The organism is Kitasatospora sp. NPDC056327, from assembly GCF_042261735.1.
GTDB lineage: Bacteria > Actinomycetota > Actinomycetes > Streptomycetales > Streptomycetaceae > Kitasatospora.
In genome coordinates this window covers 14,611-29,280 of the sequence record NZ_JBHJRC010000082.1, presented here as the reverse complement: position 1 = coordinate 29,280, position 14,670 = coordinate 14,611, and the positions used below count along the sequence as shown (strand labels likewise).

Annotated in this window: 11 protein-coding genes; 5 read left to right on the top strand and 6 right to left on the bottom strand. The window is 75.6% G+C overall.

The features are described 5' to 3' along the window. Positions 1-60: 60 nt before the first annotated feature. A complete protein-coding gene (locus ACFCX4_RS14780) occupies positions 61-429 on the bottom strand; it encodes a PRC-barrel domain-containing protein (protein WP_376142271.1) in 369 nt (122 codons plus the stop codon). A 292-nt stretch (positions 430-721) separates the two neighbouring features. Between ACFCX4_RS14780 and ACFCX4_RS14775 the strand changes: the two genes are divergently transcribed. After that, positions 722-3,013, top strand: coding sequence for a glycosyltransferase family 39 protein (locus ACFCX4_RS14775; protein ID WP_376142268.1), 2,292 nt, complete (start codon positions 722-724; stop codon positions 3,011-3,013). A 335-nt stretch (positions 3,014-3,348) separates the two neighbouring features. Beyond that, positions 3,349-4,404 (top strand): mechanosensitive ion channel family protein, encoded by a 1,056-nt coding sequence (locus ACFCX4_RS14770; protein ID WP_376142265.1) that lies wholly within the window; start codon positions 3,349-3,351, stop codon positions 4,402-4,404. Here the strand turns inward: ACFCX4_RS14770 and ACFCX4_RS14765 are convergent. Beyond that, complete coding sequence (locus tag ACFCX4_RS14765) at positions 4,361-5,467, bottom strand: YihY/virulence factor BrkB family protein (protein WP_376142263.1); 1,107 nt, start codon at positions 5,465-5,467, stop codon at positions 4,361-4,363. The two genes, ACFCX4_RS14770 and ACFCX4_RS14765, sit on opposite strands and share 44 nt — an antisense overlap. 144 nt (positions 5,468-5,611) lie before the next feature. Here ACFCX4_RS14765 and ACFCX4_RS14760 point away from each other — a divergent pair, with 144 nt between their 5' ends. The 3 genes from ACFCX4_RS14760 (at position 5,612) to ACFCX4_RS14750 (ending at position 7,811) form a co-directional block, all read left to right on the top strand. Next, positions 5,612-5,926: a hypothetical protein gene (locus ACFCX4_RS14760; protein ID WP_376142260.1), complete on the top strand. Its 315-nt coding sequence runs from the start codon at positions 5,612-5,614 to the stop codon at positions 5,924-5,926. Between the two features lie 64 nt (positions 5,927-5,990). After that, a complete protein-coding gene (locus tag ACFCX4_RS14755; RefSeq protein WP_376142258.1) occupies positions 5,991-6,230 on the top strand; it encodes a hypothetical protein in 240 nt (79 codons plus the stop codon). Between the two features lie 345 nt (positions 6,231-6,575). Further along, positions 6,576-7,811, top strand: coding sequence for a PP2C family protein-serine/threonine phosphatase (locus ACFCX4_RS14750; protein WP_376142256.1), 1,236 nt, complete (start codon positions 6,576-6,578; stop codon positions 7,809-7,811). A gap of 39 nt (positions 7,812-7,850) precedes the next feature. Here the strand turns inward: ACFCX4_RS14750 and ACFCX4_RS14745 are convergent, their stop codons facing one another. The 4 genes from ACFCX4_RS14745 to ACFCX4_RS14730 form a co-directional block, all read right to left on the bottom strand. Next, a complete protein-coding gene (locus tag ACFCX4_RS14745; RefSeq protein WP_376142253.1) occupies positions 7,851-8,954 on the bottom strand; it encodes a glutamate--cysteine ligase in 1,104 nt (367 codons plus the stop codon). A 51-nt stretch (positions 8,955-9,005) separates the two neighbouring features. Beyond that, on the bottom strand, positions 9,006-11,312 hold the full coding sequence (locus ACFCX4_RS14740) for an MMPL family transporter (RefSeq protein ID WP_376142250.1): 2,307 nt from the start codon (positions 11,310-11,312) through the stop codon (positions 9,006-9,008). 258 nt (positions 11,313-11,570) lie between these two features. Further along, positions 11,571-13,205, bottom strand: a complete 1,635-nt coding sequence (locus ACFCX4_RS14735; RefSeq protein WP_376142247.1) for an ABC-F family ATP-binding cassette domain-containing protein — start codon at positions 13,203-13,205, stop codon at positions 11,571-11,573. A gap of 282 nt (positions 13,206-13,487) precedes the next feature. Further along, complete coding sequence (locus ACFCX4_RS14730; protein WP_376142245.1) at positions 13,488-14,519, bottom strand: alpha/beta fold hydrolase; 1,032 nt, start codon at positions 14,517-14,519, stop codon at positions 13,488-13,490. Positions 14,520-14,670 lie beyond the last annotated feature (151 nt).

Genomic DNA, 14,670 nt, shown 5'->3' with positions numbered 1-14,670 from the left:
CCCCTCCGGCACGGCGGAGGGGCGGGCACACCACCCGCGAGACGCCCGGCGAACGGCCCGTCACATGATGCGGCCCCCGTAGAAGGGGGAGTAGTAGACGGCATAGCGGTCGCGGTAGTCCGGGCCGAGGTCGCTGTCGCTCGCGCCCATGGTGGGGCTGTTCTTGATGTCGTCCTTGGTCCGGTCTATGTAGACCTTCTGCTCGCCGATCTCGACCCGGATGACCGTGCCGGCGGGCAGGAGCACCAGGCGGCCGAAGATCCACGGGCCGGTGTCGACGACCAGGTACTGGGCTCCCACCTCCTCGGACAGCTTGTCCACCTTGCCGACCGCGCCGTCCACGGCCTCGACGTGGAACCCGATGAGGTCGGTCCCGGCGGTGTGGCCGGAAGTGTCGCGGAACTCCCAGAGGTTGACGCCCTCGTTCATGTTTCCTTCTCCTTCCGTCGTACGGGCCGGTGGCCCGCCCGCTCCGGGGCGGGTGTGTGCCGGTCGGGTGCCCCGGTCCGCCGGATCCATGCCACCGGGCGGCAGGTGTGCGCGGGCCGGGAGGCGTGCGCCCCGCGAGCGGTCCCGCGCACCGAACCTGGGTGCCGGCGATGAGGAGAGCCCCGCACCGGAGCGAATTCACAGCAGACTCCCAGGTTCCTTGCCGAGACCTGAAAGACGCGCCCTCTACCTTGAGTGCTCCTGTTGGCATCCGACCCGGGGAGTTCATGTCATGTCCACGCCTTTAGTGGAGCGGCTCCCGCCCGACAGCCCGGGGCACGAACCGGAGCGGGCGGACGATCCGGGGCGCGCGGGCCCCGGCCGGCCCGCGTCCCCGTCCGGTGCCGGGGAGCAGCCGCGCTGGGCGCGCCGGGCGCTGTGGGGGCTGCTGCTGCTCACCGCGGTCCTCTACCTGTGGGGGCTGGGCGCGTCGGGCGACGCCAACTCCTTCTACGCGGCGGCCACCTGGGCGGGTACCCGGAGCTGGAAGGCGCTGTTCTTCGCCTCGCTCGATCCCGGCAACGCGATCACGGTGGACAAGCCCCCGGCGTCGCTGTGGGTGATGGCGCTCTCCGGGCGGATCTTCGGCTTCAGCAGCTGGAGCATGCTGGTCCCGCAGGCATTGCAGGGCGTGCTCTCGGTCGCGCTGCTCCACGCGGCGGTGCGCCGCTGGTCCGGCCCGGTGGCCGGGCTGATCGCCGGTTTCGCGCTGGCCGTCACGCCGGTGGCGGCGCTGATGTTCCGGTTCAACAACCCGGACGCGATGCTGGTGCTCCTGATGCTGCTGGCCTGCTGGGCGACGGTCCGGGCGGTCGAGTCCGGACGGGCGCGCTGGGTGGTGCTCGCGGGGGCGGCCGTGGGCTTCGCCTTCCTGGCGAAGATGATGCAGGGCTACGTGATCGTCCCGGCGCTGGCGCTGGTCTACCTGTGGGCCGCGCCGGTGTCCCTGGCCAAGCGGTTCCTGCACCTGCTGTGGGGAGGCCTGTCGATCGCCGTCTCGACCGGCTGGTTCGTGCTGGCGGTCGCGCTCTGGCCGGCCTCGTCCCGCCCGTTCATCGGGGGCTCCACGAACAACAGCGAGTGGCAGCTCGCCGTCGGCTACAACGGACTGGGCCGGATCTTCGGCGGCGACGGCAACCCGGGCGGCGGAGGGCCCGGCGGACCGGGTGGCGGGCCGCCCGGTGGACCGGGCGGTGGCGCGTTCGGCGGCAGCACCGGCGTCACCCGGATGTTCGGCAGCGCGTTCGGAGGGGAGGTCGCCTGGCTGCTGCCGACCGCGCTGATCGCCCTGGTCGCCCTGCTGTTCCTCACCCGGCGTGCGTCCCGCACCGACCGGATCAGGGCCGCGGCACTGCTGTGGGGCGGCTGGCTGCTGGTCAACGGGGTGCTGTTCAGCTTCATGAGCGGGATCATCCACCCGTACTACACGGTGGCGATCGCCCCGCCGATCGGTGCGCTGGTCGGCATCGGCGCGGTCGAGCTGTGGCACCGGCGCGACGTTCCGTGGGCGCGGGTGGTCCTGGCGCTGATGACCGCGGCGGCCGCGGCCTGGGCCTTCCTCCTGCTCGGCCGGAACTCCTCCTGGCTGCCGTGGCTGCGGTGGGCCCTGCTGGTGGCAGCCGTCGGCGGGGCGGCGGCGCTGGCCGCGGCGACGCGGGCGCGGCAGGCGGTGACGGTGGCCGCGGTGGCGGCCTCGCTGGTCGGCGCCCTGGGCGGCTCCACCGCGTGGGCGGTGGCCACCGCCTCCCAGCCGCACGGTGGACCCATCCCCGCCTCGGGCCCGGGCGGCGCGGGCGCGCCGGGCGGCTTCGGTGGCCCGCCCGGCACCTGGCCCGGTTCGCCCCCGGTGCCGGGCCAGGGCGCCGGGGACGCCGACGGCGGCCCGGGGGGCGGGGGCGTGTTCGGCCCGGGCGGTCCCGGGAGCGGTGACGTCGGCCCCGCGCTGGTGGGGCTGTTGAAGGAGACGGACAACCGCTGGGCGGCGGCGACGGTCGGCGCCCAGCAGGCCGGGAGCCTGCAACTCGCCTCCCGCAGGGCGGTGATGGCGATGGGCGGCTTCAGCGGCGGTGACAACTCGCCGACCCTGGAGGAGTTCCGGCGGTACGTCGCCAGGGGGGAGATCCACTACCTGGTCGCCGGAGGCCGGGGACCAGGCAGCGGTACGGGCCCCGCCGGACCGGCCGGGGCCGGTGGACGGAGCGGGAGCGGCGCTCCGGGCGTCCCCGGCGGCGGGGACGGAGCCCCGCCCGGTACCGGAACGCCCGGTGGGACCGGCGGCTCCGGCCCCGGGCCGGGCGGTGCCGCGGGTGGTGCGCCCGGAGCACCGGGGGACGGCTTCCCGGGGGCGCCCGGCGGGGCCGGAGGCGCCGCGCCCGGCGGGTTCCCCGGCGGACGGCCGGGTGGTGTGTTCGGCGGGAGCGGCAACAACCAGATCGGCCGGATCGAGGCCTGGGTCGAGGAGCACTACGCGAAGGTGACCGTGGACACCCGCACGGTCTACGACCTGACCCGCCCGAAGAGCTGAGCCGACGCCACTTCCGGGGCGGGCCCGCGGTGATCGCGGACCCGCCCCGGACGTACCGGCAGGCCGGTCCCGGCGGTGCACCGCTCCGTCGAGCCCCGTCGGGGGCCCGGCGTCCGGTCCGTCCGAACCGGCAGGCCGGACACCCCGGCTCGTCCCCGCCACCGGACGTCCGCCGCCCTCCGCCGGGCCCGTCCGTCCCTCCGGTCGCACGGACCGCCACCCGCCCGCTGACCGGCACCGGCCGGCGGCCCCGCAGGTGTGAGCGGGCCGGGCCGGGAAAGACGGGCCGCGGGCCGGGAGCCTCCCGGCCGGTGGGCCGGGAGGAGAACGGAACGATGGGGTGGAGTCTGGTGCGGCTGGCGCTGGCGGGTCTGGCGGCGGTCCTCCTCGCGTACGGGCTGGACCGGGCCGCGCTCGCGCTGGCGGGCCGGCTCACCGCCGGCGGGCGGACGACGGGCGTGCCGCGCCTGCTGGCCCGGTGCCGCCGTCCGGTGCTGGCGCTGACCGCCTGCCTGCTGGTCCTCGGCGCCCTGCCGTGGATCGCCGCGCCGCTCGCCGCGCGCGACGGTCTGCGGCACCTCGTGCTGATCCTCGCGATCGCCTGCGGCGGCTGGCTCTGCGCCCGGGTGGTGGCGCTGCTCGTCGACGGCACCGTGCGGCTCGCCGTCCACCGCCGGGACCCGGCCTGGGCCGGCCGGGCCCGCACCCAGGCGGACCTGCTGGGGCGGATATGCCAGGCGGTGATCGGGCTGGTCACCCTGGGCGCCGTGCTGATGACCTTCCCCGCCGTGCGCGGCATCGGCACCAGCCTGCTCGCCTCGGCCGGTCTGGTCGGCGTGGTGGCGGGCGTCGCGGCGCAGAGCACCCTGGCCAACGTCTTCGCCGGCGTCCAGATGGCCTTCGGCGACCTCGCCCGGATCGGCGACGTCGTCGTGGTCGCGGGGGAGTGGGGCACCGTGGAGGAGATCACCCTCACCGCGGTGGTGATCGCCACCTGGGACCAGCGGCGGATCGTGATGCCGATGTCCTACTTCGTGGGCCGTCCGTTCGAGAACTGGTCCCGCCGCTCCAGCCGGATCACCGGCACCGCGCTGCTCCACCTCGACCACCACGCGCCGGTCGGCAAGCTGCGCGAGGAGTTCGACGCCTTCCTCGCCGCCAACCCGCTCTGGGACGGCGAGGGCAGCGCCCTCCAGGTGGTCGACACCACGCCCACCACCATCGTCGTCCGGGCGCTGGCCACCGCCGCGAACGCCGAGCACGCCTACGAGCTCCGCTGCCAGCTGCGCGAGCACCTCATCGGCCACCTGCGCGACCACCACCCGTACGCGCTGCCCCGCGTCTCGGTCACCGACGCCCCCGGTACCCGCCCGGACGACGCGGCGCGGTAGCCGGGGCCTTCCCGTCGCCGTCCCGGTCCCCTTCCCCGCCCCCGGCCCCGGTCCCAGGGGCGGCAGGTCCGGGGCCGACAGGACCGGGCCCCTCGCCCGGGCCCTCCCCGGCGTCGGTGAACGACACGTCGACGCGCTGTTCGGGCCGCCGCTCCTCCTGCCGGGCCACGGAGGCGAGCACCCGCTCGTCGGCTTCGGTCAGCGGCGGCTGGAGCAGGCCGCGCGGCCACAGCCGGCGGGCGAGCACCACATCGGTCTCCGCCGCGTACACGGTGATCCGGGCGGCCAGGTAGAGCCAGGAGAGCAGCCCGATCACGGTCGCGAAGAAGCCGTACACCTGCCCCGCGTGCCGCAGCTCGTGCGCGACCAGCAGCGAGCCGAACGCCTGGAGCGCGGTGAAGAGCGGTCCGGCCGCCGCACAGCCCGGCCACAGCGCCCGGGTCGGCACCTCCTTCGGCGTGAGCACCCGGAAGCACGCCAGGCACAGGAGGGTGTTCAGCAGTGCCGAGACGACCAGGGCCCCGATCCGGGCGAGCGTTCCGCCCAGCGTGGTGCCGACCAGCGCCGCGCCGGCCGTGGTCAGCACCAGCCCGGTGCCGAGGACCACCAGCAGCAGCAGCCCGCGGCCCAGCCGGGGCAACCAGCCGGGCCGCCGCACGCCCGGGACGTTCCAGATCTCGGCCATCGCGTGCTGCAGCACCTGGGTCACGCCCAGCGCGCCGTACAGCAGCCCGAGCGCGCCGATCACCAGCGCCGGCCCGCTGCCCTCCAGCGGGTGGGTGCTCTGCCGCAGCTGGTCGCCGATGATCGGGAAGTCGGCGAGCGCCGAGTCCACGACGGCCTGCTGCGCCCCCGGGTGGCCGTGCAGCACGAAGCCCAGCACGGTGCTCAGCAGGAGCAGCAGCGGGACGAGCGCGATGAAGCCGTAGTAGGTGAGCAGGGCGCAGAGCAGGTCGCCGCGGTCGTCGCCGTACTTCTTGACGACGCCGACGACGACGGCGGCCGGGCGGTGACGCTGCTGGAAGGCGTCCAGGGCACGGAGGGAGCGTTCGATCGGGTTCACGCCCGCGCGTCTGCCCCGGCACCGGCGCCGGGACACCCGCCCGCCCACCGCGCTGCCCGGCCCGGTGATCCGGAGGTTAGCCGCGCGGGAACCGGGGCACCCGAGGGCCCGGCAGGCACGGCGGACCACGAGGAGGCGGACACGGTGGACGGGCGGGGACGAGCGGCGCGGTACGGCGGCGGCGCGGTGGCGATGGGGATCGGCACCGAGCCCTGGTACGGCCGCGCGCCGCACGTGGTGGTCCGCGCGGCCGGCCTGCGGCTGCGCACCCGCCTCTGGGAAGCCCTCTGCGGTGCCCGGCCCCGGACGGTGCTGGGCCTGGAGCTGTGCTCCCTGGGTCTGCTGGCGGCCGGGCTGAGGGGCTGCGCCCCGGCGGCGTTCTGGGCGGGCACCGGCGGCTGGGCGGTGCTCCTGGCCGCGGTCTTCGCGCTGCTGCGGAGCGGCGCCCGGCCCGATTGACCGGACCGCTCCGGGGCACCCGCGAAGTGAACGGGGCGATCCCGTACGAGACGAGGAGACGGCCATGGACGAGATCCCGCAGGGTGGTGCGGGCGGCGTACCGCTGCACCACGACCCGAACGACGAGGACCGGCCCGGTGCCCGTGCGCCGGACACGGGCGGGGCCCCGAGCAGCGACGAAGGCGGCGACGGCGGCGGCGACGCGACCACGGTCGAGCCGGGCCGGGCCCGGCGCCCCGGGGCGGACGAGTCCGAGGCCGACGAACCCGGCGGTGACCCCGACGGCGGTGACCCCGACGGGTGAGCCGACCCGTCCGACGATCCGCCCCGGGGCGCCGGGCCCGGCCCGGCCCCCCGGCGCGCCCGCGGCCGACACCGCGGCCGACACCGCGGGCGCGCCGTCACGTGCGCGTCCCTCCCCGTCCCTCCCCGGTGCCGGTCGCCGGTCGGAAGCCTCCGGCGAGCACTCCGTGCGGTCGTATGGCGCCGCGCCGTGGGCGAGGGCGCCCGGACCGGTTCCGCCCCGCCGACCGGGGCAGACGCTCACCAGGAACAGGACCAGCCCCGGGACCAGGCCCCGCGGGGGGAGCGGGCAACGCGGACCGCAGCGCCGCCGGACGGCTCCGGCGGGTGGCGGAGAGGAGCGGACATGGCATCTGCTGGAGGAATGGCCGACGCGACACCGCCGCTCAACCTCGGCGAGCGACTGCTGGAGCAGTTCCTCACCACGGGGTGCACCCTGGATCCCCGCGACGTTCCCGACATCGCCCAGCGGTACACCCGGGAACTCGGCATCGGGGCGAGCATCGTCTACCTCGCCGACATCCAGCAGCACCGGCTCGTCCCCATCGGCGGCGGGCCCTCCCTGCCGATCGACGGCACCGTCGGCGGCTGGGCCTTCCGGACCGGCAGCCTGCGGGTCGTGGAGGACGAGGGCGCGGGGCTGCTGGCCTGGTTCCCGCTGACCGACGGCGCGGTCCGCCTCGGCGTCCTGTGCCTGCGGGCGGAGCGGCTGGACCACGACGGCCTGCGCCGCTGCCGACTGCTGGCCGCCCTGCTGGCCATGGTGATCACCTCCAAGCGCGACACCAGCGACAGCTACGCCCTGGGTACCCGGGCCGACACCATGAGCCTGCCGGCGGAAATGCTGCGGGCCTTCCTGCCGCCCCGCACCGTCCGCACCCGCCGGGTGGTGTCGACCGCGGTCCTGGAGCCCGCTTACGACCTCGGCGGCGATGCCTTCGACCACTCGCTGGCCGACGGCGTCCTGCACGCGGCCGTCCTCGACGCCATGGGCCACGATCTCGCCTCCGGCCTCACCGCCGCCGTCACGCTCGCGGCCGGCCGCAACGCCCGGCGCAACGGTGCGGACCTGCCCGCGCTGGCCACGGTGATCGACGAATGCCTGCAGTCCTGGCTGCCCGACCGCTTCGCCACCGGGATCCTGCTGCGGCTGGACGTGACCGACGGCACCCTGCACTGGATCAACTGCGGCCACCCGCCGCCGCTGCTGATCCGCGGACAGCACGTCGTCGCCGACGCGCTGGAGCGCACCGCGGAGCCGCCGCTGGGCCTCGGCCTGCTCGGCGAGGCCCAGCGGGCCGTACGGACCTTCCGGCTCAGCCCGGGGGACCGGCTGCTCCTCTACACCGACGGCGTCACCGAGGCGAGGGGGACGGACGGCGAACTCTTCGGACTCGAACGCTTCACCGACTTCGTCATCCGGGCCACCGCCGCCGGGGAGGACGCCCCCGAGGCGCTGCGCCGCCTCATCCACGCCGTCCTGGCGCACCAGGACGACAAGCTCTCCGACGACGTCACCATCATGATGATCGAGTGGCAGCCGGCCGTGCCGGGCGATCCCGCCGGGACCCGGCGCACCTGAGCGGGCCGGCCGCCGGGCGGGCACGGCCGGCCCGGCGGCTCACGGCACCGGCTGCACCGTGGACGCCACCAGGTGCGCGGCCAGGCCCTCCCGGCCACCCTCGGCGTGCCACCGGCGCTGGCGGTCGGCGCCGGTGCCCTCCCGCTCGGCGTGCTTCCACAGCTCGGCGATCCGCGCGGTGTCGCCGGTGGCCTCCAGCCCCGGGGCCAGGTGCGCGCGGAGCTCGTCGAGCACGCCCGAGGCGGCCCGGGCCGTGCCGGCGACGGGGGAGACCAGCCGGCCGTGCGGGCCGGTGCGGGCGGCGTGCCAGGTGGCGGCGCGCAGCAGCTCGTCGGGGACGTCCGGGCGCGGCAGTCCGGCACGTTCGTCGAGGACGGCCCGCACCACCAGGGCGCGGATCAGACCGGCGAACAGCTCGGCGTCGGCGACGGTCAGCTGCACGTCGGCGGCGCGCACCTCCACCGTCGGGTAGCGGCCGGACAGCCGGGCGTGCCAGTAGATCTGCCCGTCGTCGGCGAGCACCCCGGCGGCGCCCAGTGCCGCCACCCGCCGGCGGTAGTCGGCGGCGTCGGCGAAGGCGGGCGGTGGCCCGCTGACCGCCCACTGGTCGAAGTGGACCGTGCGCCAGCTGGCGAAGTGGGTGTCCCGGCCGCGGAAGTACGGCGAGTTGGCGGAGAGCGCGATCAGTACGGGCAGCCAGGGCCGCACCCGCACCAGCGCGCCCAGGCGCTCCTCCTCGTCCTCGACGCCGACGTGCACGTGCATGCCGTTGAGCATCAGGTCGTCGACCAGCGCGGGCGCCTGCCGGTGGGCCCGGCGGTAGCGGGTGTCCTCGGTGACGGGCACCGGGGTGTCCAGGCCGAACGGTGCCGCGCCGACCGGGACCACCCGGCAGCCGTGCTGCGCGGCGGCGGCGTTCAGTCCGGCGCGGACCCGGGACAGGTGGCGGGCCACCCCCGCGAGGTCCTCGCAGACCGGGGTGGCCGACTCCACCTGGACCTGGAGCAGTTCGTGCTGCGCCTCGCTGGGACGCAGTGCCGGCGCCAGGTCGGCGGTCGCGAGCACCTCGGCCGCCAGCGGGAGCGGGGTGCCGTCCCGGGGATCGACCAGCAGGTACTCTTCTTCGACTCCGAGTGTCAGCATGCCCCCTCCGCTACCCGGAACCGGCCGTTCCACGCACCCGGGCCGCGGCCGCTACACCTCTTCGCCCTCGCCCTCGGTGTCGATGTGGGGCAGGATCCGGTCGAGGAAGCGCGGGGTCCACCAGGCGGAGGCGCCGAGCAGGGTCATCACCGCCGGGACGAGCAGCAGGCGTACGACGGTGGCGTCCACGAGCACGCTGACGGCCAGGCCGAGGCCCATCATCTTGATCACGATGTTGTCGCTGACGATGAACGCGGCGAACACGCTGACCATGATCAGCGCGGCACAGGAGATCACCCGGGCGGTGATCTCCAGGGCGTGCGCCACGGAGTCGTGGGCCCGGCCGGTGCGCAGCCAGGCCTCGTGGACGCGCGAGAGCAGGAAGATCTCGTAGTCCATGCTCAGCCCGAAGACGATGGCGAACATCATCATCGGCACGTAGCTCTCGATCGGGACCTTGCCCGACACCCCGAGCGCCGGCCCGCCCCAGCCCCACTGGAAGACCGCCACCAGGACCCCGTAGGAGGCGGCGATGGAGAGCAGGTTGAGCACGGCGGCCTTGACGGCGACGAGCAGGCCGCGGAAGACGGCGAGGATGATCAGGAAGGCGAGCCCGACGACCACCGCGATGATCAGGACCAGCCGGCTGGAGACGATGTCCAGGAAGTCGACCTGGGCCGCGGTGTTGCCGGTCACGTAGGTCTCGGCGCCGGTGCCGGCCACGGCGTCCGGGAGCACGGTGTCGGAGAGCCGGTTGACCAGGTCGGTGGTGGCCCGGTCCTGGGGCGAGGTGGTCGGCACGACGGTGTTGAACAGGACCACGCCGTCGGGGCTGGTCTGCAGCGGGCCGACGCTCGCCGCGCCGGGCAGCCCGGTCAGTGCCTGCTGCACGGAGGACAGCACGGCGGGCCGGTTCGCGTCCGGCACGGCGCTCTGGTCGACGACCAGGGTGAGCGGTCCGTTCGAGCCGGGGCCGAAGGCCTCCGACATGAGGTCGTAGGCGCGCCGGTCGGTGAAGTCGGTGGAGTCCGCTCCGTCGCCGATGTGACCGAGCTGGATGGAGAAGAGCGGGATCGACAGCACCCCGAGCACGACCACCCCGGCGATCAGGTACCGCCAGGGGCCGGCCTCGACCCGCCGGGCGTAGCGGTGCCAGACGCCGGCGGTCTCCCCGTCGCCGGAAGCGCCGCCCGGGCCGCCGTGCGCCGCGCCGCTGGAAGCGGCCCCGGAACCCCCGCCGGAACCCCCGCCGGAACCCCCGGCGGTCTCGGCGATCGGGCGGCGGACGGTGACCCGGTCCATGCGCCGGCCGATCAGCCCCATCAGCGCCGGCAGCAGGGTGAGCGCGCCGAGCACCGCGGACACCACCGTGACCGCGGCGGCGGCGCCGAGCTTGGCGATGAAGGAGATCCCGGAGACGGACAGCCCGGACAGCGCGATGATCACGGTGCAGCCGGAGATCAGCACCGCCCGCCCCGCGGTGGCGACGGCCTGGCCCGCGGAGGCGACCGGGTCCGCGCCGTCCATGAGGTTCTGCCGGTGCCGGGTGAGCAGGAACAGCGCGTAGTCGATGCCCACCCCGATGCCGATCATGGTCGCCAGGGTGGGCGCGACGGTCGCGAAGGTGGAGAGCGCCGCGATCAGCCCCAGCACCCCCAGGCCCACCACCGCCGCGAACAGCGCCGTCAGCAGGGGCAGTCCGGCCGCGATCAGGCTGCCGAAACCGATCAGCAGCACCACGATCGCCACCGCGAAGCCGATCGCCTCGCTGGAGCGGTCGTCCGGCGCCGGCCGGGCCAGCTCGCCCAGCGGGCCGCCGTACTCCACCTGCACGCCGGCCTCCCGCAGCGGGGCGACGGCGCTGTCCACCCCGTCCAGGTAGTCCTCGCCGAGCAGCGTCGGGTTGATGTCGAAGCGGACCGTGATGTAGCCGGTCAGGCCGTCGGCGGCCAGAGGTCCGCCGGGCGGCGCGGGCTGTCCGGCCGGCGGCAGCGGGCTCTGCGCGCCCAGGACGTGCGGCAGCTGCGCCAGGGAGGTGACGGCCTGGGAGATCTGGGAGGGGAACCCGGTGAGCGGCTGCGGGTCGTGCAGCACCACCTGCGAGCTGGTGCCCGCGGCGGCCGGCTCGTGCGCCTGCAGCACGTCCTTGCCCTGCTGGGCCTGGGTGCCGGGCAGCGAGAAGTCGTCCGAGTAGTCGCCGCCGACCGTCTTGTTGGCGGCCTGGACGGCGACCAGCGCCACGATCCACAGCACCATGACGAGCACCCAGTGCCGGGCGCACCACTCGCCCAGCCGCCGCAGTGCCGGGCGCTCGGCCTGCGGAGCGGCGGAGGGGACGCGGCGTTCGGACGGCGGCATGGAGGGCTCCCGGGGTCTCCGGCGCGGCGGTGCGCCGATCCGGCGCAGCGTTCCCGTCCGCCCGTGCCGGGCACCGGTACCGGCGGGTAGTCGCCCCGTCGGCGGTGCGCGGCGCGGACCGGGGCCCGCCGGGCCCTACCGCCCGCCCGCCGGGCCGTACCGCGCGGGGCCTGACCGCCCGGGCCCGTACCGCCCGGAACCCGCGACCGGCGCGATCACGCCGTCGGGGGCCCGGGCGGCCGGGACCGCCGGCCCGGGTCAGCGGCCGGGTACCGCCGCCTCCCGGAGCGCACCGTCGGCCAGGTGCAGCCTGCGGGTGACGCCGATCCGCTCCAGGAACCGCTCGTCGTGGCTGACCACCAGGAACGCGCCCCGGTAGGCGTTCAGCGCGTTCTCCAGCTGGCCGGTACCGACCAGGTCGAGGTTGTTCGTCGGCTCGTCCAGCAGCAGCAGGTGCGGCGCAGGCTCCGCGCACAGCACGCAGGCCAGCGTGGCGCGCAGCCGCTCGCCGCCCGACAGCACCCCGACCGGCAGGTGCGCGCGGGCCCCGCGGAACAGGAAGCGGGCGAGCAGGTTCAACCGCTCCGCCTCCGGCCGTTCCGGCGCGTACGCGGCGAAGTTCTCGGCGACCGTCCGCTCCGGGTCGAGCAGGTCCAGACGCTGGGACAGATAGGCGATGCGTCCGTCGGCCCGCCGCAACTCACCGCTGTCCGGCGCGAGTTCACCGGTCAGCAGGCGAAGCAGCGTGCTCTTGCCGGCGCCGTTGCCACCGGTCAGCGCGATGCGCTCCGGGCCCCGGACGGTCAGGTCGACGCCGGTCCCGGCGAACACCTCCCGCTCGCCGAGCCGCACCCTCAGCCCCTCGCCGAGGAACAGGGTGCGCCCGGCGGGCACCTGGGTGTCCGGCAGGTCCAGCACGATCCGCTGCTCCTCGCGGACGGCGCGCTCGGCCTCGTCCAGCCGGGCCCTGGCCTCGCCGACCCGTCCGGCGTGCACCTGGCCGGACTTTCCGGCGGCCTCCTGCGCGCCCCGCTTCATGTTTCCGGCGAAGATCTTCGGCAGGCCGGCGTTCTTCAGGTTGCGGGCGGCGTTGCTCTGCCGGCGGTCGGCCCGCTCGCGGGCCTGCTGCATCTCCCGCTTCTCCCGCTTCAGTTCCTGCTCGGCGTTGCGGACGTTGCGCTCCGCGACCTCCTGGCCGGCCCGCACGGCTTCCTCGTAGGCGGTGAAGTTGCCGCCGTACAGCCGCAGTTCGCCGCGGTCCAGTTCGGCGGTGCGCTCCATCCGGTCGAGCAGCGCGCGGTCGTGGCTGACCAGCAGCAGCGAGCCGTGGAAGTCCTCCAGCGCGTCGTACAGCCGGTGCCTGGCGGCCAGGTCGAGGTTGTTGGTGGGCTCGTCCAGCAGCAGCACGTCGGGCCGCTTCAGCAACTGGCCCGCGAGGCCGAGCGAGACGACCTGGCCGCCGCTGAGGGTGCTCAGCACGCGGTCGAGCGCCAGCGCCCCCAGGCCGAGGCGGTCCAGCTGGGCACGGGTGCGTTCCTCGATGTCCCAGTCGTCGCCGATGGTGGTGAAGTGCCGCTCGTCGACGTCCCCGGACTCCACCGCGTCGATGGCCCGGATCACGTCGGCGACGCCCAGTACCTCGGCGACGGTGAGACCGGCGGTCAGTGGAAGGGTCTGCGGCAGGTGGCCGAGCGTGCCGTCGACGGTGACCGACCCGGCGGTGGGCCGCAGGTCCCCGGCGACGAGCCGCAGCAGCGTGCTCTTGCCGCTGCCGTTGGGGGCGACCAGACCGGTGCGGCCGGGGCCCAGGGTGAAGGAGAGGTCCTGGAAGACGGGGGTGTCGTCGGGCCAGGAGAAGGACAGGTGGGAGCAGACGACGGAAGCGCCGGACATGGGTGACGACCTCGCGGAGTGGAAGCCGGGGGCAGGGCAGGACACACCTGTCCCCCGGGCGGACAGGGGGGAGGAGGGGACGACGGCCGGGCCGCGGCAGCGGTGCTTCGGTGCACCGGCGAGCGGCCTGTCGGTCCGGGTATCACCCGGAGATGTCGTCGTCCACCACCATGTCCGGTCTCCTCGTGCGAAAGATCAGTCGTTCCCGGAGCATAGCAGCCGGCCCCCCGGACCTGCTGCGGCCCGCGTCCGGGGGCACCGGGTGGCGGCGCGGCGGCGTGCTCAGAGGCGGTCGGCGTCCAGCACGGCCCGGGCGAACCCGCCCGGGGCCTCCTGGGGCACGTTGTGGCCGGTGTCCGGCAGGGTGCGGTGCAGGTAGGGGCCGGTGAAGAACCGCCGGTACCCGGCGCCGTCGCCGGGGGCGGTGAACGGGTCGCGCCCGGCGTCGAGGGTCACGGTGGGCACGGCGATCCGCGGGCGGGCGGCGAGCCGCTCCTCCAGCCGGTCGTAGCGGCGCTCGCCGTCCGCGAGGCCCAGCCGCCAGCGGTAGTTGTGGATCACGATCGCGGCGTGGTCCGGGTTGTCGAAGGCGGCGGCGGTGCGGGCGAAGTCCGCGTCGTCGAACGCCCAGGTGGGGGAGACGGTCCGCCAGACGAGCCGGTACAGGTCGTCGCGCCTGACGCGGTCCGCCACGGCGAGCCGGCCGCGCTCGGTGGCGAAGTAGAACTGGTACCACCAGGTGTGCTCGGCCGCGGCCGGCAGCGGCTCCCGCTGCGCCCGCACGTCGGTGACGAGGTAGCCGCCCACGGACACCAGCGCCTTCACGCGCTCGGGCCAGAGCGCGGCGAGGACGGCGGCGGTGCGGGCGCCCCAGTCGAAGCCGGCCAGGACGGCCCGTTCGATCCGCAGCGCGTCCATCAGTGCGAGGACGTCGAGCGCGACGGCGGACTGCTGGGCGTTGCGGACCGTGCCGGGGGACCGGAAGCGGGTGGTGCCGTGTCCGCGCAGGTGGGGCACGACCACGCGGTAGCCGTGCGCCGCGAGCAGCGGGGCGACGCCGGCGTAGCTGTGGATGTCGTACGGCCAGCCGTGCAGGCAGAGGACCACCGGGCCGTCGGCGGGCCCGTCCTCGGCGTACCCGATGTCGAGCAGCCCGGCCCGGACCACACCCAGCCGGGCGAAGCCGGTGGGTGCCGCGGCCGTGGCGGCGCCGGTGTCCGCGGCCCGGGCCGGCCCGGGCGGTCCGGCGAGCGTCCACGCGGTGGTGCCCGCGCCGAGCCCGAGGGCCTTGGTGAAGGTGCGCCTGTCGATCATGCTGGTGTTCCCTCCGTGGGAGCGGCTCCGTCCGGCCTGCAGGAGCCACTCTCGACGGCGGCGCGGCGGCGCGCATCGGTCAAGTGACGCTGCGGCGACCGAACGGGTGACGGTCCGGGCCGCGCCGGCCGAGGCGGTGACCGGGCGTCAA